This window comes from Flavobacterium sp. GNP011 (assembly GCF_056428925.1).
Window position 1 is genome coordinate 74,105 of sequence record NZ_JBWJVJ010000012.1, and the last position, 26,180, is coordinate 100,284.

General features: G+C 34.1%; 25 protein-coding genes. 6 read left to right on the forward strand and 19 right to left on the reverse strand.

Features of this window, described 5'->3' with window-relative positions:
• Positions 1-105: 105 nt before the first annotated feature.
• From AC061E_RS10845 to AC061E_RS10865, 5 genes are all read right to left on the reverse strand, one after another.
• Positions 106-2,070: a DUF349 domain-containing protein gene (locus tag AC061E_RS10845; protein WP_478286265.1), complete on the reverse strand. Its 1,965-nt coding sequence runs from the start codon at positions 2,068-2,070 to the stop codon at positions 106-108.
• Positions 2,071-2,375: 305 nt separating this feature from the next.
• On the reverse strand, positions 2,376-3,125 hold the full coding sequence (locus AC061E_RS10850) for a shikimate dehydrogenase family protein (RefSeq protein WP_478286266.1): 750 nt from the start codon (positions 3,123-3,125) through the stop codon (positions 2,376-2,378).
• Positions 3,112-4,521 (reverse strand): tetratricopeptide repeat protein, encoded by a 1,410-nt coding sequence (locus tag AC061E_RS10855; protein ID WP_086453118.1) that lies wholly within the window; start codon positions 4,519-4,521, stop codon positions 3,112-3,114. Before AC061E_RS10855 ends, AC061E_RS10850 begins: the two co-directional genes overlap by 14 nt.
• Positions 4,522-4,672: 151 nt before the next feature.
• On the reverse strand, positions 4,673-5,860 hold the full coding sequence (locus AC061E_RS10860) for an aspartate aminotransferase family protein (protein ID WP_478286267.1): 1,188 nt from the start codon (positions 5,858-5,860) through the stop codon (positions 4,673-4,675).
• Positions 5,861-5,965: 105 nt separating this feature from the next.
• On the reverse strand, positions 5,966-7,597 hold the full coding sequence (locus tag AC061E_RS10865) for an OstA-like protein (protein WP_478286268.1): 1,632 nt from the start codon (positions 7,595-7,597) through the stop codon (positions 5,966-5,968).
• A gap of 273 nt (positions 7,598-7,870) precedes the next feature.
• On the opposite strand from AC061E_RS10865, the gene AC061E_RS10870 reads away from it, so the two are divergent.
• A complete protein-coding gene (locus tag AC061E_RS10870) occupies positions 7,871-9,739 on the forward strand; it encodes an alpha-amylase family glycosyl hydrolase (protein ID WP_478286269.1) in 1,869 nt (622 codons plus the stop codon).
• A gap of 53 nt (positions 9,740-9,792) precedes the next feature.
• On the opposite strand, the gene AC061E_RS10875 is transcribed toward AC061E_RS10870, so the two are convergent.
• From AC061E_RS10875 to rsfS, 7 genes are all read right to left on the reverse strand, one after another.
• Entirely contained in the window at positions 9,793-10,566 is a 774-nt protein-coding gene (locus tag AC061E_RS10875) for a superoxide dismutase (protein WP_478286270.1), read from the reverse strand.
• 7 nt (positions 10,567-10,573) lie between these two features.
• Complete coding sequence (locus tag AC061E_RS10880) at positions 10,574-10,843, reverse strand: acyl-CoA-binding protein (protein WP_478286271.1); 270 nt, start codon at positions 10,841-10,843, stop codon at positions 10,574-10,576.
• A complete protein-coding gene (locus AC061E_RS10885; RefSeq protein WP_478286272.1) occupies positions 10,843-11,496 on the reverse strand; it encodes a phosphatidylserine decarboxylase family protein in 654 nt (217 codons plus the stop codon). Before AC061E_RS10885 ends, AC061E_RS10880 begins: the two co-directional genes overlap by 1 nt.
• The gene (locus AC061E_RS10890; protein WP_478286273.1) at positions 11,486-12,376 is read right to left on the reverse strand and encodes a phosphatidate cytidylyltransferase; all 891 of its coding nucleotides are present in this window, start codon (positions 12,374-12,376) and stop codon (positions 11,486-11,488) included. The genes AC061E_RS10885 and AC061E_RS10890 overlap by 11 nt, the downstream gene beginning before the upstream one ends.
• 1 nt (position 12,377) lies before the next feature.
• The gene (locus tag AC061E_RS10895; RefSeq protein ID WP_478286274.1) at positions 12,378-12,980 is read right to left on the reverse strand and encodes a lactate utilization protein B/C; all 603 of its coding nucleotides are present in this window, start codon (positions 12,978-12,980) and stop codon (positions 12,378-12,380) included.
• Between the two features lie 115 nt (positions 12,981-13,095).
• Positions 13,096-15,021: an ATP-dependent zinc metalloprotease FtsH gene (gene ftsH / locus AC061E_RS10900; RefSeq protein ID WP_478286275.1), complete on the reverse strand. Its 1,926-nt coding sequence runs from the start codon at positions 15,019-15,021 to the stop codon at positions 13,096-13,098.
• An 18-nt stretch (positions 15,022-15,039) separates the two neighbouring features.
• Positions 15,040-15,411, reverse strand: a complete 372-nt coding sequence (gene rsfS, locus AC061E_RS10905) for a ribosome silencing factor (RefSeq protein ID WP_086453765.1) — start codon at positions 15,409-15,411, stop codon at positions 15,040-15,042.
• 95 nt (positions 15,412-15,506) lie between these two features.
• Here rsfS and AC061E_RS10910 point away from each other — a divergent pair, with 95 nt between their 5' ends.
• The gene (locus AC061E_RS10910; protein WP_478286276.1) at positions 15,507-16,235 is read left to right on the forward strand and encodes a biotin--[acetyl-CoA-carboxylase] ligase; all 729 of its coding nucleotides are present in this window, start codon (positions 15,507-15,509) and stop codon (positions 16,233-16,235) included.
• Between the two features lie 55 nt (positions 16,236-16,290).
• On the opposite strand, the gene AC061E_RS10915 is transcribed toward AC061E_RS10910, so the two are convergent.
• Both AC061E_RS10915 and pyrE read right to left on the reverse strand, forming a co-directional pair.
• Positions 16,291-16,683 (reverse strand): SRPBCC family protein, encoded by a 393-nt coding sequence (locus AC061E_RS10915; RefSeq protein WP_478286277.1) that lies wholly within the window; start codon positions 16,681-16,683, stop codon positions 16,291-16,293.
• A gap of 25 nt (positions 16,684-16,708) precedes the next feature.
• On the reverse strand, positions 16,709-17,356 hold the full coding sequence (gene pyrE, locus AC061E_RS10920; protein WP_478286278.1) for an orotate phosphoribosyltransferase: 648 nt from the start codon (positions 17,354-17,356) through the stop codon (positions 16,709-16,711).
• Between the two features lie 7 nt (positions 17,357-17,363).
• On the opposite strand from pyrE, the gene AC061E_RS10925 reads away from it, so the two are divergent.
• Positions 17,364-17,966 carry an NUDIX hydrolase gene (locus AC061E_RS10925; RefSeq protein WP_478286279.1) on the forward strand — a complete coding sequence of 201 codons (603 nt, stop codon included), beginning with the start codon at positions 17,364-17,366 and terminating at the stop codon, positions 17,964-17,966.
• 10 nt (positions 17,967-17,976) lie between these two features.
• Here the strand turns inward: AC061E_RS10925 and AC061E_RS10930 are convergent, their stop codons facing one another.
• Complete coding sequence (locus AC061E_RS10930; protein ID WP_478286280.1) at positions 17,977-19,707, reverse strand: M14 family metallopeptidase; 1,731 nt, start codon at positions 19,705-19,707, stop codon at positions 17,977-17,979.
• Positions 19,708-19,863: 156 nt separating this feature from the next.
• On the opposite strand from AC061E_RS10930, the gene AC061E_RS10935 reads away from it, so the two are divergent.
• Positions 19,864-21,210: a DEAD/DEAH box helicase gene (locus tag AC061E_RS10935; RefSeq protein WP_478286281.1), complete on the forward strand. Its 1,347-nt coding sequence runs from the start codon at positions 19,864-19,866 to the stop codon at positions 21,208-21,210.
• A 179-nt stretch (positions 21,211-21,389) separates the two neighbouring features.
• Here AC061E_RS10935 and AC061E_RS10940 read toward each other — a convergent pair whose 3' ends face one another.
• From AC061E_RS10940 to AC061E_RS10955, 4 genes are all read right to left on the reverse strand, one after another.
• A complete protein-coding gene (locus AC061E_RS10940) occupies positions 21,390-21,968 on the reverse strand; it encodes a PhnA domain-containing protein (protein ID WP_478286282.1) in 579 nt (192 codons plus the stop codon).
• Between the two features lie 97 nt (positions 21,969-22,065).
• Positions 22,066-22,521 carry a pantetheine-phosphate adenylyltransferase gene (coaD, locus tag AC061E_RS10945; RefSeq protein WP_144892624.1) on the reverse strand — a complete coding sequence of 152 codons (456 nt, stop codon included), beginning with the start codon at positions 22,519-22,521 and terminating at the stop codon, positions 22,066-22,068.
• A 44-nt stretch (positions 22,522-22,565) separates the two neighbouring features.
• A complete protein-coding gene (locus AC061E_RS10950; protein ID WP_478286283.1) occupies positions 22,566-23,258 on the reverse strand; it encodes a DUF421 domain-containing protein in 693 nt (230 codons plus the stop codon).
• Positions 23,259-23,267: 9 nt separating this feature from the next.
• Positions 23,268-24,242, reverse strand: a complete 975-nt coding sequence (locus tag AC061E_RS10955) for a D-alanine--D-alanine ligase (RefSeq protein ID WP_478286284.1) — start codon at positions 24,240-24,242, stop codon at positions 23,268-23,270.
• A 241-nt stretch (positions 24,243-24,483) separates the two neighbouring features.
• Between AC061E_RS10955 and AC061E_RS10960 the strand changes: the two genes are divergently transcribed.
• Together AC061E_RS10960 and AC061E_RS10965 are read left to right on the forward strand one after the other, a co-directional pair.
• Positions 24,484-25,107 carry a PASTA domain-containing protein gene (locus AC061E_RS10960; protein WP_478286285.1) on the forward strand — a complete coding sequence of 208 codons (624 nt, stop codon included), beginning with the start codon at positions 24,484-24,486 and terminating at the stop codon, positions 25,105-25,107.
• Positions 25,097-26,137: an RluA family pseudouridine synthase gene (locus AC061E_RS10965; RefSeq protein ID WP_478286286.1), complete on the forward strand. Its 1,041-nt coding sequence runs from the start codon at positions 25,097-25,099 to the stop codon at positions 26,135-26,137. The genes AC061E_RS10960 and AC061E_RS10965 overlap by 11 nt, the downstream gene beginning before the upstream one ends.
• Positions 26,138-26,180: the final 43 nt, after the last annotated feature.

Sequence of the window (26,180 nt, forward strand, 5' to 3'; positions counted from 1 at the left end):
GGCGAGTCTATCAAGATAAAAATGATAATTATCATGTAGAAACGTCATAAAAACAAGAAACCCCAATCCTATTGGATTGGGGTTTACTACCTTGTGGATAAAAATCTATTCTTCTATTTTAATATTTTTTAATTGCTTTAGTTTTTCTTTCCATACATCAAGACTTTCTTTATGAATGGCAATGTTTTTGCGAACTTCTAATACAATTGAATTCTCTTTCTTAGCATTACGAGTATTGGCAAAAAACTGAATGTTGTTTTCCAATTGGAAAATTTCATTCTGTACTTCCTCAATTTTACGCATAATGAAAATTTTCTCGCTGTCTAGTTTTCTAGAATCATTACTTTCAGATAATTGATCCATTCTGTTAGCAAAACGCATCATGTCAGTATCCTTTTTACTCAAGCTTAATTTTTCAAAAAGAGCATCTAGAATTTTGTTGAATTTCCCTTCAATATGTCTTCTAGCAAAAGGCACTTTTCCAAAACCTTTCCAGTTTTCAATATGAAGTTTTATAGCATCAAGATCCGTTTTATGATCACCTGTAAGTTGAAAATCTCTCAGTTTTTCTAGATATGTTTTTTTACTTTCAAATGCAGCAACTTCTTCACCGTTTTCTTCTTTTTTATGTTCTTTAAGGTGCTCAAAATAGTGGTTGCAAGCTTCTCTAAACTCTTTCCATATTTTGTCCGAATACTTTCTAGGAACATGACCTATTTCTTTCCACTCCTCTTGAATTTGCTTCATTATAGGTGTAGTGGCAGCAAAATCAGTGCTTTCTTGTAGTGCTTTTGCTTTTGCTACAAGTGCAGTTTTTTTAGCAAGATTGTCGTTTTGATCTTTTTTAATGTCTTTATAGAAAGAATTTTTAAAAGAATTAAAATTACGTACCGCATTTTTAAAAGCTCTCCAAGTTTCCTCATTAACTTCTGAAGGAACTTTTCCAGCCGAGAAAAAAGCAGTGCGCAATGCCTCAACCTTTTCTATTTGGCCTAGCCACTGCGAGTGAGCATTCACTTTTTCAGTAGCCAGAACTTCAATTTGAGCAATTATGGCTTTTTTATTTTCTAGATTAGCCAACTCAACTGCACGCTGATTTTCAAATAAAACTTCACGTTTATCGTGCATTTTTTTAGTCAAATCGCTAAACTGATTCCAGATTGCATCTCGGTGTTCTCTTGAAACAGGACCAATATCTTCTTTCCAGATTTTATGTAAATCTTGTAATTCTCTAAAAGCTTTATTAACATCTTTTTCAAGAACCAGTTCTTCAACACGGGCAACAATTTTTTGTTTTAATTCCAGGTTGTGTTTAAAATCCAGGTCTCTCGCTTCACGATCAAGGTGTAAATAATCATAAAAATTTTCAACATGAAAATGATAATTATTCCACACATGGTTGTACTTATCCTTAGGAATAGCCCCTGCATTATTCCATCGCTCTCTTAAATCATTAAAATGTTTTAAGGTGTCCTTGATATTAGCTTGCGGATTTATAAGTTCTTTTAATTCCTCAACAATAGCAAGTCTATTTTCTAGGTTATTTTTTAAGTTAGTTTGTAAGCTTTTAAAATGAGCATTCTTTACCTCACGAAATTGTGAATATAATTTATCAAACTGACTCTTTAATGGAGAGTGGTATTCAAACTCTTCAGTAGGATCTTGATTTTCTGCAAGGAATTCCTCTTTCTTTTCTTCAACTAAGTGGTTGTATTTAGCTAAAAAAGCTTTCTTTATTTCTTCAATATGATCCTTGTAGGCAAGAGCTTTATCGCTAGAAACAAAACCTTTAAGTTCCTCAACAAGCTCCTCAAGTGCAAGTGCATCATAATCCTTCATAGGAATTTCATGGCGCTCTTTCAACGTTTCATCTTCGCTTTCCTCTGCATTACTAGCAGCAATAGCATCTATTGCAGTAGTGGCATCAGCTTCAATTAGTACAGCTTCGGGTTGCGTTAGTTCACTTAAATCATCAGGAGGTGCAGTAGTAGCATTCAAGATTGTTTCGGTACCATTTCCATCTGCATCTTCTTGATGTTGATCCAGGTTGTCATTCTTTTCTTCTAACATTTTTTTAAATGTATAAGGTTTCTAAATAATATTGAGTCCGAAAGGTAGTAAAGCCTTACCAAAATACAAAATATACAAGCCATTTTATTAATCATACATCAAATGATGGTTTTAATTAGGAGCTTTTTCTAGCTGTACGCTATATCTTTAGAATCCTGAAAAAATCAGGATCCTAAAGGATGCCGCTTCCATCTGGGCTAGGGATCTAGTATATTACAGAAAATTTTTTAAACAGAAGCGTCTAAAAGTGGATGTAAAACTCTCAACAGCTTGATTTTAAAAAAAAAATTTAGTTGGATTATTTTTTACTTATTCCAAATTTTCCACGCTTTTTCAGCTTGAAAAATAAGCATATCTAAGCCATTTTTTGTTTGAGCGCCTTGTGCAGCAGCTTTTTTCAAAAATTGTGTTTCTGCGGGGTTGTAAATCAAATCGTAGGCAATGTGTTTCTCTGTAAAAAACGAATAGGGAAGTAGCGGGAAAGCGTCAGTATTTGGGCTTGTACCTACTGGCGTAGCATTAATAATAATGTGGTAATTATCAAATGTAGTGGCATTAATTCGGTCATAGCTTATGCTTGTTTCAGTAGCTTTTCTAGATACAAATACATACGGAATGTCAAGCTCATCAAGAGCAAAAGCAACGCCTTTAGAAGCTCCACCTGTGCCTAAAATTAAGGCTTTCTTGTGATGAGGTTGCAGTAAGGGTATCAGGGATTTTTTAAAGCCAAAATAATCAGTATTGTATCCTTTTAGTTTGCCTTTTTTTGTAACTCGAATGGTATTTACGGCACCTATAAGCGCAGCTTTTTTGGATAAGGAATCTAGATAAGGAATAACCGTTTCTTTGTACGGAATGGTTACATTAAGTCCTTGTATATCTTTGTTTTCAAACTGAATTGTTGGAAAATCTTGAATGTCTTGAATGTCAAAATTTTCATAAGTACAACCCTCAAAACCTGTCGCAGCAAATTTCTCAGTAAAATATTTTTTAGAAAAAGAATAACTGATGTTACGTCCTACTAACCCAAAACGTCTTGTATTACTCTCCGTCATTTGTACCAGTATATTTTTTGATGTGGTTTTGCACTGATTTTTTCTCCCAAACAGATGGGAAAGAATTTTTTAATAACTTTGAATTGGCTGCATTGAGTCGTAAGGCATTACTCAAATGAAATTTTGCCTTCGTTGTATCGTTTAGTAAATAATATAAACCAGCTAATCGGTATTCAATTTCGTTTTCTTCAGGATAATATTCGGTAGCCTGCAAAAGTGTTTGAACAGCTGGCATGAATTCTCCTTGAAATTGTAAAATATCTACCCAAAAAAGCCAAACATCAAGGCTTGTTTCTCCATATTCAACGGCTTTTTTGTATCCAAAGGTTGCTTCTTCAAAAAATCCCATTTTTTTGTTGATGCTTGCAAAACGTTTCCAATACAGTTTGTTTTGATTGTCAATAGCAAGGGCTTTGTTTACAAAATAGAGTGCTTTTTGATAGTTTTTTTGACGTACATAAAAATCAGTTATGGCAATCCAGCCTTTATCTAGTAAAGGATCTTCATGTACAGTTTGATTATAATATTTGAGTGCTAGAGCGGTATTGCCCAGTTTTTCATGACATTTTCCCATTCGCAAAAGCGCATAAGAAGTTGCATCATCTAACTCAATAGTTCTGCTGTAACTTTCAACGGCTTTTTCATAATTTTTTAGACGTTCGTATGCTTTGGCTTTTTCCATAAAAGCGCCTACAAATTCGTCGTCTATCAGCGTTGCGTATTCATAAGCACGTATGGCTTCTTCATATTCTTTTACGCTGTAATGCAAACGCCCAAGTTGATGCCAAGCAATTTCACTGTACGGATTTTTGTCAATGTATTCTTTTAGAAATTGAATTGCATCTTGATTTTGATCCAAAAATTCAAAGCAATATACCACGTTATACAACGCTGATTGATCTTCAAGATCTTCCTCAAGACAATTGATGAAATTGGTTTTTGCCAATTCAAAATTATCCATAAACAAATACTCCATGCCTATTAAATTATACACATCTGCCAGATCATCTGTATATTTAAGTGCAATTTTTAACAGTTCAACCGCTTTTTCATGTTGGTCTCTTTTAGAGCATATATTTGCTTTTTGAATGTATATTTCTTCATTATTGGGTTCAATAGCATACAACTCATTTAATATTTTTTCAGCGAGTTCTAATTTATCATCATACACAAGCATCTCGACTTGCACGAGTTTAAGCCCTGTTGCTTTAGGATGTTGTTCCAAAGCTAATTTGAGGGCTTTTTTTGCCAGAGTGGCTTTGCCCATATCCAGATAATGAAGGATAATTTCTTCAAATTCTTCGGAGTCGAAAAAGAATACCTTGTTGGTTTTCAACATGGACTCAAATTTTGATAAGGATAAGTTATAATCTTCTTCTTCGTTGCTTAATTGCATACTTTGTGTTTTTAATTTAGCCTAACTAAAATTAGGTAATCGTGGGTGTACTGTGAGAGTAATTTAGAATTGTTGTGAACAATTTAATTAACAAAAAAATACTTTAGTTAAAACGGAAAATAGGAGTGGATCCTAATCGTGCATTTAAAGATTAATTTTTATTCATCATTTCATCCATCACTTCTAGTATAATGCTACAACCTTCTCGTATTTCTTCCTCCGAAATAGTCAAAGGAGGTGTAATCCTGATAGCGCATCCTTCAAATAGGAGCCAGAATAAAATAAGTCCTCTATCTTGGCATTTTAAAATAACCTCGTTTGTGATATCAGGGCTTTTAGTCATGGCGGCTAGCATCAATCCTTTACCTCTTATTTCTTGTATCAAAGGATGTACCAAAAGCGATCTAAATAATTTTTCTTTCTCAAGGGCTTCCTGCATGATATTAGTTTCCGTAATTTCTTGCAAAGTAGCTAAACAGGCTGCCGCTATGACAGGATGTCCTCCAAAGGTAGTTATGTGTCCTAACTTTGGATTATCACTTAGCAGATCCATTTGTGCTGATGAAGCTGTAAAAGCACCAACAGGCATTCCGCCACCCATGCCTTTTCCCATGACAACAATATCAGGTACAACATCGTAATTTTGGAACCCAAAAAGTTTTCCAGTTCTACCAAAACCTGGTTGAATTTCATCCAGAATCATCATGGCACCTACTTCATTACAGCGTTCTCTCACTTTTTTGAGATAGTCATTGTGGGGTTGAATGAATCCCGCTCCACCTTGAATGGTTTCTAATAATACTCCTGCTGTTTTGTGCGTTATTTTAAGTAAATCAGCTTCGTCATTAAACGTGATAAACTCCACATCAGGGATCAACGGGCGAAAGACTTGTTTGCGCTCTTCAAATCCCATGACACTCATAGAACCCATGGTATTGCCGTGATATGCGTTGTGACACGAAATCAATTGACTTCTTCCTGTAGTTCTTCGGGCTAGTTTTAAGGCTCCTTCTATGGCCTCTGTACCTGAATTAACCAGATAGGTTTTGTCTAAAGGTGCTGGTAATAATGAGGCTAATAATTTACAATAAGCTACAGCTGGACTTTGAGAATATTCGCCGTATACCATTACGTGCGAATATTTATCTAATTGATCTTTTATGGCTTGGTTGACTCTAGGATGCTGGTGACCTAAGGCACAGGCTGATACCCCTGCTACAAAATCTAGGTATTTTCTAGAATCTGTTGCGTAGATGTAGGACCCTATAGCGTGTGACACCTCCATGCCTAGCGGATAGGGTGAAGTTTGTGCTTGGTATTTTAAAAAATCTGTGTTCACAAATTATTGTTTAATCGTTTATTGGATGTTTTTTTGTTATTGGCAGCTCTTTACTGTGACTGTTTACTGAAAACTGATACTGTTCACTGTGACTGTAAACTGAAACTACTTCTTTACTTTCTTTTTATCGTAATTCAGTGTTTCTTTCCTAATTTTTATCGGAATATTCCCTTTGCCTTGAGCTGATTTAGTGGCTTTAGCAATTTTTTCATTGTCTTCATTTTCTTCGGGAGGAAAAATATCGTCCTTTGATTTTATACGTTCGTCGCCTCGCCATACTAATCCTCTTAGTTTTCTAGCATTTTCGGGCAGTTCGTTTTCGGGGAAAATATCTCCATCAACTTCTTGAAAAAAAGTAATGGTTTCGATCTCATTATCAGCCAATACTAAATTTATTTTACTGCTTTTATTTTTGTTAATTCCTATCAATTCTTGTGCTTCATTACGCATGTAGTAAATGACTTCTGCGTTTTTGATAATATCAACATCGTGTAATTTTCCTTCTAGAAATTTCCCATATAAATTTTGTCCCTTGACTTGATTGTATCCTGTTCCCAAGGTGTCTTTTGAGAGAATAAAAGTATTTTCGAGTACTTTAAGTGAGTCTAATTTTTGAGTGGTTTTATCACCTATCAAATGCATAATGTCACCCGTAATTTGGTTTTCAGCGTTCCAAAGTATTGGATTTCCTATCATTTTTGTCAGTCCCATTTTAGTACTAGAATGTATGGAATCACATTTCCCACTCATATCCTTTTTGAAAAATCGGACGTTATTAAAGGCTCTAATGATTCTGTTTCCTTCTTTTCCAGTGACCATTAGTTTTTTTCCGTGAATATAAACCGAGTCATTTTCGACAAAATTTACTGCCACCGCTCTTTTAGTAACATACATAGAATCTTGTTTTTTAAACACTTCGGCATAATGCCCTTTGACAATACCGCGGTTTATAGAATCTGTTATTTTTACATTTCGAGTCGCCGATGCAAATTCTCTGTTTCTATCATAATACAAACTGTCACCTTTAATTACTCTATCGTCATACTTGATATAAGATTTGTTTAGAAAGTGTGCTAGGTTCTTTTTGGTATCATAAAAACCTTTTTCGGTATAAATATAATTGGCTTTGCTGGTAATTGTTGAGGGGCCTAAAAGATACGAATGTCCCGAATTACTAAAATAATCCAAGTGATTTGATTTGATCACATAGGTAGGATTGGTAATCGTAACTGCAGTGAGGAATTGAAACTTCTTTTCTTTTACATAATACCTGCCTGAATTACTCTTTAGTGTATTGTCTTTATTGGTAATTGTTCCCGGTGTATCGTAATACGCTTCCTGAATATTTCGGTCAAAATTGATAATATCTGTTACCAACGTTGCGTCTGGCGAACTCATAACTGCGTCACCAGAAGCATATGCTTTTTTTACATTTCCATTGTACTCGGCGTATTTACTGTTCAAAAACAAAGTGTCGCCTTGAACCATTTGAACATTACCAAAAGCTTTGATGTAATTTTCCTTTTGAAAATAATACGCTTTATTACAAGTCATGACAATTCCGTCATGATTGACACGAACGTTACCTATGAGTAATAAAGCATCAGCAACTTCAGTTTGATTTACTTCAGCAAAATCAGAGTTTTCTATGTTGATTTTTTTTGGGGCTTGCGCCAAAACAAACTGCGAAATCAATAAAACGACTAGTTGAGTAAGGAAAAAAAGTGTTTTTTTCAATGGATTTAATTTTTGTCAAATTTATGAAAAAGGAAACAATCCTAATCCATATTAGGATTTATTTATAATTAGTCAAAACGGACTTTAAAGGATAGGTTTAGCTGCTAAAAGTTATCAACAAATAAAACTACTCTTTCGTTGTAGTTTGTTCACTAGCACTTAGAATGGTATAATTTTAATTGTTTTTCACTTCATCTAGTATAAAAAATATTAAATTTAAAATCTGATGTCCATTTGGTGTAAGACCTATTGACATCAGCATTAATGATAACTATGATGAAAAAAAGAACTATTGTTGCGGGTGTAGGCATGGGATTATTGGCAATAGCCTGCAAAACAACTGATTTAAAAATGAATGTAACTCAAAAAGAACCTGTTGCACGTAAAAAAGAAGTCGTGTATCAAGTTTTTACGCGATTATTTGGAAATAAAAATACCACCAACAAACCTTGGGGAACTATTGAAGAAAATGGAGTAGGGAAGTTCAACGATTTTACAACAACAGCCTTGCAAGAAATAAAGGATTTGGGTGTAAGTCATATTTGGTACACGGGAGTGCCGCATCATGCTTTAATTGGGGATTATACCGCTATCGGAATTTCTAATGATGACCCAGAAGTTGTGAAAGGTAGAGCAGGATCGCCTTATGCTGTAAAAGATTATTACAATGTTAACCCAGATTTAGCAGTAAATCCTGAAAACCGATTGCAAGAATTTGAAGCACTTATTGATAGAACGCATCAAGCGGGATTAAAAGTGATTATTGATATTGTACCAAATCACATAGCCCGCAAGTACGAGGGTAAAAACAATCCAGAAGGAGTTCGGGATTTTGGTGCTGATGATGATACTACTGTTGAGTATAAAAGAGATAACAACTTTTATTATATTCCAAATACTAAATTTGAAGTTCCTGATACGAATGCACCATTAAACGGAGAAGTTCATCCGTTAATTGATGGGAAATTTGAAGAAAATCCAGCAAAATGGACTGGAAATGGCTCCCGAAAGGCTAAACCAGATAAGAATGATTGGTACGAGACCGTAAAAGTAAATTATGGTATTCGTCCGGATGGGTCCAAAGATTTTCCAGAACTTCCAGCACGATATGACAAAAAAACAGTTCAGGAACATTTTGAATTTTGGAAAAATAAAAATGTACCCAATTCGTGGGTTAAATTCAAAGACATAGCTTTGTATTGGACAGCAAAAGGGGTAGATGGTTTCCGATTTGATATGGCCGAAATGGTACCTTATGAATTTTGGAGTTATATGAATTCAGCCATTAAAATGAAAAATCCAGAAGCTTTTCTATTAGCCGAAGTTTACAACCCAAAAGAATATAGAAATTACATCCATCTAGGTAAAATGGATTATTTGTATGACAAAGTAGAGACGTATGACGCCTTGAAAGCCATCATAAAAGGTCAAGCTACACCAGATCGGTTGGTAGAAATTCAGAATGGTTTAAAAGACATTGAAAACCACATGCTTCATTTTTTAGATAATCATGACGAGCAGCGTTTAGCAAGTCCAGAATTTGCTGGATCAGCTGAAAAAGGAAAACCATTGATGGTAGCTTCAACAACTATAAGTTCAGCTCCTACTATGGTTTATTTTGGTCAAGAAGTTGGAGAAGCTGGCAATGAAAATGCTGGATTTGGAACACATTCAAGAACATCAATTTTTGATTATGTTGGTGTGCCAAATCACCAGCGCTGGTTGAATAATGGCAAATTTGATGGAGCGTTATTAACAGCAAACGAAAAAGAGTTGCGAGATTTTTACAAAAGACTTCTTAACTTTTCTTTGAATAGTTCCGCATTGATGGGCGATTATCAGGAGTTGGATACTCAAAACCGTCAATTTACAAAAGGTTATGACGAAAGTATTTTTTCATTTGCCCGTTGGTCTACAGAGCAAAAATTAATTGTTGCTACTAATTTTTCATCAGTGACCACAAGTACTTTTGAACTTAAAATTCCAAAAGAGATTATTAAAAAGTGGCAATTAATAGATGGTTCATATACTTTAAAAGATCAATTGTATCAGATGTATTCTTCACAACTAAACGTTTTTCAAGGAGAAGGAACCTTGCAAATAAAGATAAATCCATTAGAATCTTTCATATTACAGTTGTAAGGATAAAAAAAAGCTGCTAAAATTTTTAGCAGCTTTTTTTCTTTTTAAGAGAATTATTTAATGGCTACAGCAGTATAATTTTCTTCAATTTTATTCCAGTTGATAATATTAAAAAAATTATCAACGTAGTTTTTTCTTCGGTATTGATAATCCATATAATAGGCATGTTCCCATAAGTCAAGTGCAAGAATTGGTGTTCCTGGAACAAGAGCATTTCGCATCATAGGATTGTCTTGATTTGTAGTTGTTGTAACTTGTAATTTACCTGTTTTATCTACAATTAGCCAAACCCAACCTGAACCAAAATGTTTTGTAGCTTCATCTTTAAAAAGAGACATAAAATTACCGTAAGATCCAAAATCAGTTATCATGGCACTAGCTAAAGTATTTTTAGGCTCACCGCCAGCTTTTGGACCCATACATTTCCAAAACAAACTGTGGTTGTAGTATCCTCCCGCATTGTTACGCATTGCAGCATCATTAGGGTCTAGTTTTGCTAGCACTTCTTCTATGGTTAAGTTTTCTAGCGGAGTTCCTTTTATGGCACTATTTAAATTATTTGTGTAATTTAAATAATGTTTAGAGTAATGTAACTCCATTGTAGTAGCTGATATGCTCGGAGCTAGCGCATCATACGCATACGGCAGTTTTTCTAACTGAAACGAACCTTCATCAGCTTTTACATTATCAGGCGATCCCATAACTGTTTTTTGCTCTGTAGCAGTAGGCAAGGGGACTTCAACAACTTCTATTAATTTTTTTTCATTACAGGATACTATAAAAACTGTTGCACAAACTAATGGCAACACATAAAATGCTTTTTTCATGGGTAAATTATGATTTTATAAGTGAGTCAATGATTTCAATATAATATTCTTTTGCTTCATCTGGTGACAAATGACTTATTTGCATCCAAGCGTTAGTTTTGAATGCATCTCTCAAATGATAGGATGAATTTTGTCTTAAATCAACAGTGCCATACGTTGCTTGTTTGTAAAAAGCATATAAGCGCAATTGTACATCTTGTGGTAGAGATGCTTGTGTCATAGCAGCTGCTTTAGCTACAGCTTCTAGGAATAAAGTATCTAAATCCTTTTTGGTCATTATGCTTTGGTTGCAATAATAGTTTTTCCTCCAATAGCCTTTTGGTTCAATTCCACATTAATAGGAGTTCCCAAAGGTAAAAAAATATCAACTCTTGATCCAAATTTTATAAATCCAGCATCGGTACCTTGAGTTACTTGAGTTCCTTCTACAGCATAATTTACAATTCTACGTGCCAGCGCACCAGCAATTTGACGGTAAAGGACACCTCCAAAAGTACTGTTTTCTACAACAATTGTTGTTCTTTCATTTTCTTCACTTGCCTTAGGGTGCCAAGCAACAAGAAATTTACCAGGATGGTATTTACTAAACTTAACAATTCCACTCAAGGCATATCGAGTAACATGAACATTTATTGGCGACATGAAAATAGATACTTGAAGTCTTTTATCTTTAAAATATTCTCCTTCATATACCTCTTCTATAACCACAACTTTACCATCAACAGGTGCAATTATATGATTCTCATTAATGATAACAGTTCTTTTAGGATTTCTAAAAAATTGTAAAATAATGATCAATAGCAAAAGAGCTAGTATTTGAACAGTCATTTTGAGCCAGTTGGCCTCAATTAAATTGTCAGACAATAAAAGGACAACCGCAGTAAAAATGGTGCCTAGTAAAATAGATTGGGTTCCTTCTTTATGAAACATAATTTAAAATTTGATAGAATAAAAATATTAATGGTGCTACAAATATAACACTATCTAGTCGATCTAGTATACCTCCATGACCCGGCATGATGTTTCCGCTGTCTTTTACGTTTGCAATGCGCTTGAATTTAGATTCAATTAAATCTCCAATTGTTCCTGCAACCCCAACAATAACAGCTATTGATGTCCAAATTAGTATTGATCTTTCGCTAAACTCTGGTTTGGCTCTAATATAATATTTTGATATTAAATATCCTGCAAGAACTGCAAAGATAAGGCCACCTAGAAAACCTTCAACTGTTTTCTTTGGCGATATTTTTTCTAATAATTTGGTTTTTCCAATGGATTTACCAACAATGTACGCAAAGGTGTCATTAGTCCAAATTAGTATAAATAGTCCAATTATAATTTTAGGATTGTAATCAATAACTCCAAAAGATATTTTGGTAATAAATACAAAAGGTAAAATGATGTATCCTAAAAGATATAGATATTTTGATGAAGTATTAATTTTTTGAATAGAATCGTAAAATAAAAAAAGAATACATTTTAAAGTTACAACAAGAGCAATGACCAGTAAAACAATATTTAATTGCTGAATATTGATGTTTAAGTCTACATCTAAGTCAAAATTAGTCTTTAAAAAAGAAACAGTTTCTTGGTTATAATGGCTCACAAGTGCTACTGTGGTGTACAATGAAAAACCAAAAATAATTGGAAACACTTTGTGAATTTGAACTAGATTACAAAATTCGTATATGGTAATTAGTAAAAATATACCAAAAAGTAAAAAAAAAGTTTCAGTTGAATATAAGATAGAAGTGAGTAGTAATAAAATATAAACTACTCCTGATATTCCTCGTTTTAGAGTTTCATTCATCTTAAAGATCTTCTAAAAGCAGTAAATATAGATTCTTTGCGGAGCTTCCATATTGAGTGAAGTCCTCTTCTTTGGCTTTTTCGAAATACTTTATAGTTGAAATATTAGTTGGATAATCTCTTTCGTATTTTTTCTTGATGGCACTTAAACCATCACTTTTTGTCCCCATAATTTGGCTGGCTTTTGCCAAAATAATGATGTTGGTAGGAAGTTCGTTTGGTTTGTGTTGTTTGATTTGTTTGGATGAAAACAATATAGAACCCTCTTCGGCAATCAAACTTTCACAACTTGACAACAAAAATTTAGGATTTTCAGGTTTGTCATAAGTAAGTTTATTGTCATCAAGTAACTGGAAAAGTTCAGGATCGTAACAAAGGACTTCACTTTCAAACCAGTCGTTTTCTTCAAGTATGTTTTCAAACTGCTCGGTAACTTCTAAATTGTTTTCACAGTATAAAAATTTACCACCGTTTTTTTTGAAATTAAAAATAAATTGTTCGTCTATAGATACAGTAGGCTCAGTATAGTATGTACTAAATTCACTTTCTTTTTGCTCTTCAGCAGCCGGATGACTTGAACCAAAAATTTTTCTAAAAAGACTCATATTTATTTTTGAAAACAATAATTAAAGGTATAAAAACCGTTCAAAGATAAAAAAATCTTAATTCAAAAATAGTTTTTGAATTAAGATTTTAAAAATAATTGCTATTATGAGTTATTTATGACACCACTTCTTCAAGGTTTTTGTCAAATGTTCTTTTTCCAAAAATGGCTTCAAGATCATCTTTAAATATTACTTCTTTCTCTATTAAGATGTTGGCTAATTGATTTAGCTTGTCTTTATTGTCTTCTAGAATTTGAATGGCTCTTTGATATTGGCTTTCTATAAGTAAAGAAATTTCTTCGTCAATCACCTTAGCAGTCTCTTCAGAATACGGTTTAGAGAAGTTATATTCACTTTGACCAGTCGAGTCATAATAGGTTACGTTTCCTATTTTATCATTTAGACCATAAACGGTAACCATAGCGCGAGCTTGTTTTGTTACTTTTTCTAAGTCACTCAAGGCACCAGTAGATATTCTATCAAAAGTTACTTTTTCAGCAGCTCTACCACCCATTGTAGCACACATTTCATCAAGCATTTGATCAGGACGTACAATTAGTCTTTCCTCTGGTAAATACCATGCTGCACCTAAACTTTGACCTCTTGGTACAATTGTTACCTTGATTAGAGGAGCAGCATGCTCTAGCATCCAGCTCACAGTTGCGTGACCCGCCTCGTGTATTGCAATTGCTTTTTTCTCTTCTGGAGTTACAATTTTATTTTTCTTTTCTAAACCGCCTACAATTCTATCAACAGCATCTAAGAAATCTTGTTTATCCACTGCAGATTTGTTGTTTCTAGCAGCTATTAAAGCAGCTTCGTTACATACATTTGCAATATCAGCACCTGAAAAACCTGGAGTTTGTTTGGCTAAAAAGTCAGTATCAAGACCTTCAATTTTTTTTAAAGGAGCTAAATGTACTTTAAATATTTCGGCTCTTTCACGAATGTCTGGTAAGTCTACAAAAATTTGTCTGTCAAAACGACCAGCACGCATTAAAGCTTTATCTAGTACATCAGCTCTGTTTGTAGCAGCAAGTACAATAACATTTGAGTTGGTTCCAAAACCATCCATCTCCGTCAATAATTGGTTCAACGTGTTTTCACGCTCGTCGTTACCGCCAGACATGTTGCTTTTACCTCTTGCTCTACCTACAGCATCAATTTCGTCAATAAAAATTATGGCAGGTGATTTTTCTTTAGCTTGTTTAAATAAGTCTCTTACACGTGATGCACCTACACCAACAAACATTTCAACAAAATCAGAACCTGATAAAGAGAAAAATGGTACTTGAGCTTCCCCGGCAACAGCTTTGGCTAATAATGTTTTTCCAGTTCCTGGAGGTCCTACTAGCAAGGCACCTTTAGGTATTTTACCACCCAGATTGGTATATTTTTCAGGGTTTTTAAGAAATTCTACAATTTCTTGTATCTCTTCTTTTGCACCTTCAAGTCCCGCTACATCTTTAAATGTTGTTTTGATATCCGTTTTTTCATCAAAAAGTTTCGCTTTTGATTTACCGATATTGAATATTTGTCCACCACCGCCAGCACCGCCACCAGACATTTTTCTCATGATAAAAATCCATACCGCGATAATTATAATTATCGGTAATAGACTTAAAAAGATGTCTGACCAATTATTTTTTACCTTAAAGCTATAAACTTTTAACTTTCCTTCAGCCTCTGCTTTTTCTAACTTGTTTTGAAAAATTTGATCATTACCAATGTCAAATGTGTAGTGAGGACCTTTATTTTCTCTATCAAAAACATCTTTAGATACTTTTTTATGCTCAGTTTCTTTGATTGCTTTTGCATTCAAAAATACTTCTGCTTCCGTTTTATTATAAACAATAACTTTTTCAATTTGTCCTTTTTGTAAGTATTCGTTGAATTTTGAAGCAGTCAATTGTCCCGGCTCATTTAGCCCATTTCCTTGAAAACTTATGCTGATAAATAAAAGAATTAAAATTACTGAAGTGTAAACAAGCCAAGGGCTTACTTTAAACTTATTCGGATTTGGATTATTTTCTTTAGCCATTACTACGGATATGTGTCTTTAGTATTTGTTTTCTATGGTTGTTATTTTAGCATCGCCCCATAAGCTTTCGATGTTGTAATACTCTCTAATGTGTTTTTGAAATACATGAACTACAATATTTACATAGTCCATTAAAACCCATTCAGCATTATCAGTTCCCTCTACATGCCAAGGTTTGTCTTTCAATTCTTTAGAAACTGTCTTTTGAATTGAATTTACAATTGCATTAACTTGTGTGTTTGAATTTCCATTTGAGATTACAAAGTAGTCACATACTGCAGTGTCAATTTCTCTTAAATCTAGGATTGTAATATCATTTCCTTTTACTTCTTCTATTCCTTTAATGATGTTTGCCAGAAGGATATCATTGTTTATAGTCTTTTTCGCCATGAATTATTTTTATATAAGTTTGTAAAGTTACCATTTTTTGTGATTATTTTTGAACCTTAACACAATATTAAATTCTGTTTCACAAAAAACTACATATGAAACTAATCAAACTCGATGCCATAGATTCAACTAATGACTTCCTTAAAGGCCTTGCGAGCAAACATGACTTAGAAAATTTCACAGTGGTTACTGCTGAAAGTCAATCAAAAGGAAAAGGTCAAATGGGAGCCATTTGGGCTTCTGAAAAAAGTAAGAATCTAATAATGAGTGTTTTGGTTAAAAATGTTATTTTTAATGTAGATGCTATTTTTGATTTAAATATTGCTGTATCCTTAGCAGTTATAACTGTTTTAGAAAAGTATCAAATCCCTAAACTAAGTATAAAATGGCCTAACGACATTATGTCAGATAATAAAAAAATAGGTGGCATCTTGATTGAAAATAGTATAAAAAGTGATGGTTCTATTTTTTCAATTGTAGGTTTAGGTTTGAATGTGAACCAAACTAACTTTGAAAATCTACCAAAAGCATCTTCTCTTGCATGTGTTACAAATAGAGCCTTTCATATTCAAGTTTTAGTTACTGAAATTGTAAATAGTATGAAAGAGAAGACTAAAAATTGGCCTCAAAATAATGAGTTAGACTCTGAAGAATATACTAGGTTTTTGTTTAAAAAAGAAGTGCCAATGGCATTTTGCTTTCCAAACGGACCTACTTTTATGGGAATAATAAAAGGAGTATCTTCAATAGGTAAATTAAGACTTTTAACTGAGGATGATAGCGTACAAGAATTTGATATTAAAGAAATTCAAATGCTGTATTAAAAAAAAAGTCTTTAAGATTTTACTTAAAGACTTTTTTTTAATTTGAGCATAAAAATTATAGTTTATTCATATTTGTTGCCAATGTTTCGATAAATTTACCAATTGGCCCTTTGATCATCATCGCCATCATTGGATTAAAATCACCTTCGAAATCAAGTTTTACAGCACTTGACGTGGCAGAAACTTCATCAATATTAGCCACCAATGTAAAAGGAAGTTTGTCACTTGCTGCGCCTAAAACTATTTTGTTAGGTGCCACTTTTTCCTTCATTTTTAATTTTATTTCTGGCATCCCTTTTAATCCAAAAATAAAAGCATCGTCACCGATAACTTCGAATTTAGCAATGTTTTCCGGCATTAGCTTTTCAAAATTTTTAACATCACTCAATAATTCAAACAATTGTTGGGCAGATTTTTCTACAGTAACTTTTGGACTTTCTAAGTTCATTTTTATATCGTTTTAATTTTGTTTTTTAAACTTCGATGGTCCAAGTTGACGGACTTACATTCCATTCTCTTAATGTTTGTTCTTCCTCATCAGTAATGTACCTTTTGGCCACAGCTAAAGTTAATAAATTGGAATAATTGCTCAAGGTAAACAAATCAACATTTACATTTTTAAAATTTTCTTCAGCTACATTAAAACCATATGTAAAAATTGCTGCCATACCTTTCACATTGGCTCCAGCTTCTTTCAAGGCTTCAACAGCTTGTAAACTACTGTTTCCGGTGCTGATTAAGTCTTCAACTACAACAACATTTTGACCTTTTTGTAAAAAACCTTCTACTTGATTTTGTCTGCCATGTTTTTTTGGTTCAGGTCTTACGTATACAAATGGTAAGCCCATACTCTCTGCTACGAGCATTCCTATGCCTATTGCTCCCGTGGCAACTCCTGCAATTACATCTGGTTTTCCAAATTGTTTCTCAATATTTTTGGAAAATTCATCGCGAACGTAATTTCTAACTGCTGGAAATGAAAGGATTAAACGGTTGTCACAATAAATTGGGGATTGCCATCCAGAAGCCCATGTAAAAGGATTTCTTGGATTCAATTTAATTGCATTTATTTGCAATAGAAATTCGGCTGTTTTTTCGGCTGTATCTTTATTAAAAATCATACCACAAATGTATAAAGTTTTTGTTAACGACAAACCACTTTTTTTGACAAATCATATTTCAAAGGAAACAGATTTTCAATTGTTTCTCTTAGAAAGTATTGATATTGAACATCTTATAGTGAAAATTTTTCAAAATAAAATAAACAAGGCCTATTTGTATCATCCGGATGAGTCCTTGATTATGAAGACTTTGAAAGCTAAAATTCCTGTTTGTAAAGCTGGTGGCGGACTAGTATACAATAAAAAGGGTGAGGTTTTATTTATTTTTAGAAATGGAAAATGGGATTTACCAAAGGGTGGAATCGAGAAAGGAGAGGATATTGAGGATACCGCAATGCGTGAAGTAGAGGAGGAAACAGGTGTAAATAGGTTGTCAATTTCTCACAAATTGCAAAAAACGTATCATGTTTTTAAAAGAAATGGCAAGTATAAGCTGAAAGTTACACACTGGTTTGAAATGCAATCTGATTTCGAAGGAACACCTCAAGGACAATTAGAAGAAGGAATTGAAAAAGTAGCGTGGATGAATCCAGAACAAATAAAAGAGGCATTGAAAAACTCCTATGAGAATATAAAATTATTGTTTGAAGAAGAGAAGCTACTGAAATAGGAGCTTTTCTTTATTTTAAAATGCGATACACAGGATATTGTAAATGGGCCTTTTCATAGTAAACAGAATGTTTATAAATCCAGTCTAATTGCGCTTCGGGATTATTCATGAAGGCAGTGTCACTTTGTTTTTTTTGCTCAAATTCCGACTTTATTGTTGGGTTTTCTTGTAAAATTTTGGCGGCTGAATCTTCAAATACATAATCAGAATATCCTTCTTTTTGTTGTAACATGGTGTCGAAAAAATTCCAGTTAAAAAATGAATCTATTGCCTCAGGTTCTAATGTTTCCAAAACGTATTTTATTCCCTTTTGTCGTGTTGGAATAACGAGATCTCCTTTGGCGAAAGCTACTTTCTCCATTTTAGAAGTTACGGTTGTGTTGCGATGTAAATAGTGGCCTTCGTATGCAGAATTTGTGGTTTTGAAATCGGCAATCCTGTAGCTTTGAACTTCAATTAGGGTGTCTTTTTTAAACTCTGTGAAGGTTATCGAATTACTCTTTAATAAGCTAATTACTGGCCAAAAACCTTTTGGAATTATATATGCTTCTGGTATGATTATTTCCTTGGTGGACTTGAATTCTGTGGTATATGGAATATCCTTTTTGAACGGTTTTGTTCGATCATAAAACAAACGATTTCCTGTGGTCGCATCACTTTTTTTGTATCCAGCTTCGTATCCTAAAAAAGAGAATGGAAATGCCTTAGTGGTGTCAATTTCCCATTTGATGGTGTATGATTTTTTAGGTTGGTATTGCTGTTCATTTTGTATGCGAAGTTGCTTGATTTTTTGATAATTAGCATCTGTAAAGTCAATTGCAGAACGCATGTATTCATAAGTTACTTTTACACGGTCGGCGTATTTTTTGAGCATGTGCGTTTCAACCACAAACCCAATGGTATTAAATAGTGAGGTGTATCCAGTGGCAAATCGCGGACTTTCAAAAAATTGTCCAAAACCTTTGTCTGGTGTGTCCTGAAAAGCATTTACATAAGGAGTCGTTTCGATATTCTTTTTTTGTAAATCCTTTACTAAAGCTGGCATCATTTCTTGATTCAAAAAGTCACCTAAAACCGTTCCTAGTTTATTGTGTTGCGTCATAATATAGGTCAATTTGTACTGGTAATCAGATCCATTACTTACATGATTGTCAATAAAAACATCGGCATTTATTTTATGGAATATTTCCACAAAACTTTTCGTATTTCGGGTGTCAGATTTTATAAAATCACGGTTCAAGTCATAGTTTCTGGCATTACCACGAAAGCCGTATATTTCTGGTCCGTCCTGATTGGCTCTTGAAGTAGAATTTCTGTTTAAAGCGCCTCCAATATTGTAAACTGGAATACAAACGATAACCGTATTTTTGGGTGCTTTTATTTTGCCTAAAGCTAAATCTCTAAATAGTTGCATCGATGCATCAATTCCGTCTGGTTCGCCTGCGTGAATGCCGTTATTGAGTAAAATAACCGCTTTGTTTTTTTGGATGTTTCCAAAATCAAACTGCTTTTCCGGATTAAAAACAACTATATGCAAAGGTTCTCCGCTATCAGTCAGTCCCATTTCTTGCATTTCTATAGTAGGAAAATCAGTTGCCAAAAGTTTGTAATACGCAATTGTTTCCTGGTATGACCCAGACTGATTTCCATTCCCTTTTTCGAAAAAAGTATTGTATTTATTGCTTTTTTGTGCAAACGAGGAGAAGGCAGATAATAAAAATAAGAAGGTAAAAAATCTCATGATACGGTTTTTAAATAGAAATTCAAATGTAGTTTTTTTTTAGTTAGTCCGTAAAATGATACACAAAATTCGTTTTTCTAAGGCTAATAAATGAAAATACTGCATCCTAAATTAATTACTCACAATTATAAATTACCTTTGCACCAAATTGAAAAAATGAATAAGAAACACCATTCCAATAATATACTTTTGAATTTAGGTATCGAAAGTCTCAACGAAATGCAGGAAGTTGCACAAGATGCTATCTTGAATGACAGTAATGTACTATTGCTTTCGCCAACAGGATCTGGGAAAACTTTGGCTTTCTTGTTGCCAATATTAGAAATGCTTCAGCCTGAGATTTTGTCTGTACAATGTTTAATTTTAGTTCCATCACGTGAATTAGGGTTGCAAATTGAGCAAGTTTGGAAAAAAATGGGAACCGATTATAAAGTAAATGTTTGTTACGGCGGGCATTCTATTGATACTGAAATTAAGAATTTAAGCAATCCGCCAGCTGTTTTAGTTGGAACTCCAGGAAGAATTGCCGACCATATCGACAGAGGAACTTTCAGAGTAGATAAAATTCAAACCTTGATTTTGGATGAATTTGATAAATCATTGCAATTGGGTTTTCATGAGCAAATGTCTTTTATCATTGGGAAATTAACAAAACTGAACAAACGTGTTTTGGTTTCGGCAACTTCCGATATTGAGATTCCGAGATATACGAGAGTGGTAAATCCGACCATTTTAGACTTTATTCCAGAGAATGAAGCTGAAACGAATCTTTCCATGAAAATGGTCGTTTCGAAAGAAAAAGACAAAATTAGCAGTTTATTCAACTTGCTTTGTTCATTAAAGTCACAATCGGCTATTGTTTTTTGCAACCACCGCGATGCAGCAGAACGTATCAGTGATACCTTGAACGAAAAAGGAATTTATGCAACATATTATCATGGTGGAATGGATCAGGACGAGAGAGAACGCGCGCTTATCCAGTTTAGAAACGGCAGTGTCAGTTATCTGATCACAACCGATTTGGCTGCTCGTGGACTTGATATTCCAGAGATGAATCATGTTATTCATTATCATTTGCCATCTAAAGAAGATGAATTCACGCATAGAAACGGACGTACAGCGCGTATGTTGGCTTCTGGTACGGCGTATGTTATTGCGCATGAAAGTGAGAAAAAAATGGAGTATATCGATTATGGTATGGAAGTTTTTAAAGTTGAAAACAATACTTCATTGCCAAAACCGCCCGAATTTCAAACTATTTACATCAGTGGCGGAAAGAAAAATAAATTGAATAAAATTGATATCGTAGGTTTCTTTTCCCAAAAAGGGAAGTTAGAAAAAGGCGATTTAGGATTAATCGAAGTAAAAGATTTTATCTCATTTGCTGCCGTAAAATTCAACAAAGTAAAAGACTTACTTCACGCCATTAAAGACGAAAAAATGAAAGGCAAGAAATTTAAGATTGAAGTCGCCAGAAAAGTGATTAAGAAAGAGGAAGAGTAGTGGGTGGTGAGAAGTGAATAGTGGAAAAATACTGATTCCTTTTCTAGTGTTTATAAAAAAATCGTTAGTGTTGTAATTTACTACTAACGATTTTTTTTATATTAAACAATGATTCTTTTGTAGGTCAGTGTAAATCTGAATCACTCACCATTCACTTCTCACTTTTCACTAAAAAAGAATTATATTTTCTTAACGTATTGTGTAATGATAACAATAGTCTGACCATCCACTTTACCCTCAATATATTCGGCATTTTCATGGTCTAAGCGAATGTTACGCACGGCAGTTCCTTGCTTGGCAACCATGCTAGAGCCTTTGACTTTTAGATCTTTAATTAATACAACTGAATCTCCTGTTTCCAGAATTATACCATTGCTATCGCGGTGAATTACTTTGTTTTCATCTGCTTCACCTTCTCCTGTTGCTTGCGCCCAAATTAAGGTATCTTCGTCTAAATACATTTGATCTAATAATTCTTGCGGCCATCCAGCAGCACGCAAACGACTCAACATTCTCCACGCGACAACCTGCACGGCAGTATGTTCGCTCCACATGCTGTCATTCAAACATCTCCAATGATTTAAATCTACGTTATTTGGATTTTCAATTTGGTCAATGCACGTCGTACAAGCCATAATACTTTCGTCAAGTCCGCCTTTTTTGGTAGGTAAAACTTGATATACTTTTAGGTTCTCAGTTGAACCGCATAGTTCACATTTTGACCCGCTGCGTTTGCTTAATTCTCTTTCTATACTCATGTTTGATGGCTTTTATTTTTATGGGAAATTATGTATTTCTACTTTTAGAACACTTGTTTTTGTGACTTTTTAACGAATTATATCGATATCAGAAGTATTATTTTATCCGAACCGCATCTGGAACTAACATTTCATATTGCCCGTTGTTGCGAATCACATCTCTTACTATACTGGAACTGATATACGACGTTTTTGCTGCGGTCAATAAAAACACCGTTTCTATTTTTGATAACCTACGATTGGTGTGCGCAATAGCTTTTTCAAATTCGAAATCAGCTGGATTGCGCAAACCACGCAGGATAAAATCAGCTTTTAATTTTTTACAAAGATCAGTGGTTAATCCTTCATAGGTAATAACTGAAACTTTTGTTTCATCCTTAAAAGTCTCCTCAATAAATCGTTTCCTTTCTTCTAGAGAGAACATGTATTTTTTTTCGGCATTGACACCAATCGCAATAACTATTTCATCAAATAAGGGTAAGCTTCTTTTGATGATGTCTTCATGTCCTAAAGTGATTGGGTCAAATGAACCCGGGAATATGGCTTTTCTCATTGTACAAGTTATAATTAAATCAAAATGATTTTCTTTGGGTTGAACTAGGTTTTTCGGATTGTTTGAATGGCCTCAACCCATTCAGACTTTGTGCAAATACTGCATAGGGCATTACCTGGTTTATGACTTTCTGTGTTGCCGCAAAACGTACAGGAATACATACCTTCTATTGGGATTTTTTTACTTTTTAGTTTGAATAAAAAAGGCAAAATTGGCAATCCTGGCTGGACTTCGTGGTCTTCGTAATAGAAAACACTGATTTCGCCACTGGTTTCCATAAACGCATTTTTTACCTGTCCTAAATGCTCAATCGATTTCAAACGAAGTTCCGAAAAGAATTCATCTTGTGCCAGGCTCTCCTTTTTGAAAGTAGCGATTGAAAATTTCCCTTCGCTGATGATACATTCGGTTTTTCCTTCTATAAACTCTTCAAAGCGTTTACTTTTTCCGGTGAGCCAAGTTACTAATCGGTACAAAAGTATAATAACCAGAAATACGGTTATCGGTGGAATGATACCAACTTTTTCATAAAACATGGGGTCTCCGGCTGCTGATCCCAATGCAATAATGATGACCGTTTCAAATACGGATAATTGTTTCACACCCCGTTTGCCAGCTACTTTTAATGTCAATAGCAAAACGGAAAACATTATGGTAGAACGGAAAATGACTTCTAAAAGGAAGGATTCCGGTAGATCATTGAATAATAATCGGTTCCATTCAAAGATTTCTGTCATAATGGAAAGTTAGTTATTTAAAGCTAATTCTATCGCATTAGTAAACAAATCTTCCAATGAAATTCCTGCAGCTTTGGCTTGTTGCGGAATCAAACTTTCCGTTGTAAGTCCAGGAATAGTATTCATTTCAAGCATGTGTGGTTCTTCATTTACAATAATAAATTCGCTTCTGGAGAAACCTTTCATTTTGAGTACTTCGTAAGCGCGTTTGGCTATATCACTTACTTTTTGTGTCATTTCATCTGAGATTCTTGCCGGTGTGATTTCTTGTGATTTACCTAAATATTTGGCTTCATAATCGAAAAAATCATTTTCTGAAACGATTTCGGTTATAGGTAAAACAGTCACTGTTCCTTTATAATTGATAACACCTACAGAAACTTCAGTTCCGTCAAGGAAACTTTCTATTATTATTTCGTTGTCTTCTTTGTAAGCAACTTCAATCGCGATAGGCAATTCGGCAGCAGTTTTTACTTTAGAAATTCCAAAACTAGAACCTGCTTTGTTGGGTTTTACAAAGCAAGGCAAACCAACTTTAGCAACGATTTCATCCGTATTGATGACATCGCCTTTGTTTAAATAGTACGAAGTAGCGGTTTTTATACCATATGGTTTTAAAACCGACAGTAAATCGCGTTTATTGAACGTTAATGCGGCTTGGTAATAATCGCAAGAAGTTTGCGAGATGTGCAATAGTTCAAAGTAGGCCTGCATTAATCCATCTTCGCCGGGTGTGCCGTGAATGGCATTGAAAACACAGTCGAAATTAATCTTGTTGCCTGCAACAGTTGCTGAAAAATCATTTTTATCTATTGGAAATTCAGCATCATTTGCGTCAACGTAAACCCATTTTTCTTTAAAAATATGGATGCGAAAGCCATTGTATTTTGTCTTGTCAAGGTATTGATAGACAACGTTTCCGCTGATGAGTGATATTTTATATTCGCTGGAATACCCGCCCATGATGATGGCAATATTTTTCATTTTATTCAGTTTTAAGTGATGTGTTTTTTGTTTAAAAAAGGTAAGACAGCTTATGATTTGTTTTAGCCCCGATAGCAGCGGTATCCTTTGTTTTTTTTCTTTAAAAAAGCAAAGATACAAGCGGATAGCGGGAATAAGCTCCAAAAAAATAGCGCGTATAATTCCTAAAAACGATTAAACAAAATTATCATTTTTTTTGAAACGAAATAGCTTTATCTTTGCCACAATTAAAAATTATTTTATGAGTTTACGTAAGTATCTTACCAGTCGTGTTTTTGTTGTTCAAGTAATTTTAGCACTTGGGATTCTTGTTGCTTTAGTGTATTTATTCATGCATTGGCTTACATTTACCACAGATCACGGTAATGAAATTTCGGTTCCAGATTTAAGAAAATTAACAGAGGAGCAGGTAGAAGAAAAACTCGATGAGCTTGATCTTGACTATGAACTATTAGACAGTGTTGATTATAGAAGTGATTTTCCTCAGTTTAGTGTTGTAGAACAAGATCCTACACCAGGTACTAAGGTGAAAGTAGGTAGAAAAATATATATAAAAATTAATACCTCAGGATATTCATCTGTACGAATTCCTGATTTAGTTAATAAAACGTACCGTGAAGCTGTTCCTACCTTAAAAGCGCTAGGACTTGATGAAGGTTCTATTACATACGTACCAAACTTAGGAAAAGATATGGTGCTTGAGATGCGATACAAAGGAAGAAATTTGAAAGCAGGTGATAGAGTGCTTAAATCGTCCAAAATTGACTTGGTCTTGGGAGATGGAAAAATGAGTTTTGAAGAAGAAGAAAGCGCTGCAGATACCCTTGCGGCACCAATAGAAGAAATACAAGTTGATGAACAATAATATAGATACAATAGATTTAGAAGACGAATTATTTGAACATTTTAGGTTTGAAGTTCCTAAAGGGCAAGCCTCTTTAAGGATTGACAAATACTTGATGGGTTTAATACAAAATGCAACCCGCAATAAAATTCAAACTGCAGCCAGTGAAGGTAATATTTTTGTAAATGATGCCACGGTTAAGTCAAATTACAAAGTTAAGGCACATGATATAGTGCGAGTTATGCTTTCGCATCCTCCGTATGAAAATCATATTATTCCAGAGGATATTCCGCTTGATATTGTTTATGAAGATGATACTTTATTGTTGATCAATAAATTACCTGGAATGGTAGTGCATCCTGGTCATGGGAATTATACTGGAACCTTAGTTCATGCATTAGCCCATCATTTTGATAATTTGCCTATGAATAGTAGTGAACGTCCTGGACTTGTTCACCGAATTGATAAAGACACATCAGGCTTGTTAGTCATTGCAAAGACCGAAGCCGCTATGACGCATCTTGCCAAGCAATTTGAAGCAAAAACATCAGAAAGAGAATATGTTGCTCTTGTTTGGGGCAATGTGGCAGAGGATAGTGGTACTATAGAAGGAAATTTAGCTAGACATTTGAAAGATCGTATGCAAATGGCCGTTTTTGCTGATCCTGAAATAGGGAAACCAGCTGTAACGCATTATAAAGTATTAGAACGTTTTGGATACGTTACTTTAATAGCTTGTCAGCTTGAGACTGGACGAACACATCAAATTCGGGCCCATATGAAACACATTGGGCATCCCTTATTTAATGATGAGCGTTATGGAGGTCACTTGATATTGAAAGGAACTACATTTACAAAATACAAACAGTTTATAGACAACTGTTTTAAAGCGTTACCAAGGCAAGCACTTCACGCAAAAACACTCGGATTCATTCATCCTACAACTGGTGAAATGATGCGTTTTGATACTGAGTTGCCTAAAGATTTTCAAGATTGTATTGAAAAATGGCGTGGTTACTCTAAATCACACATGACAGACGAAGAGAACTAATAAAAAAACTCCAATTTCTAATTTAGAAATTGGAGTTTTTTTT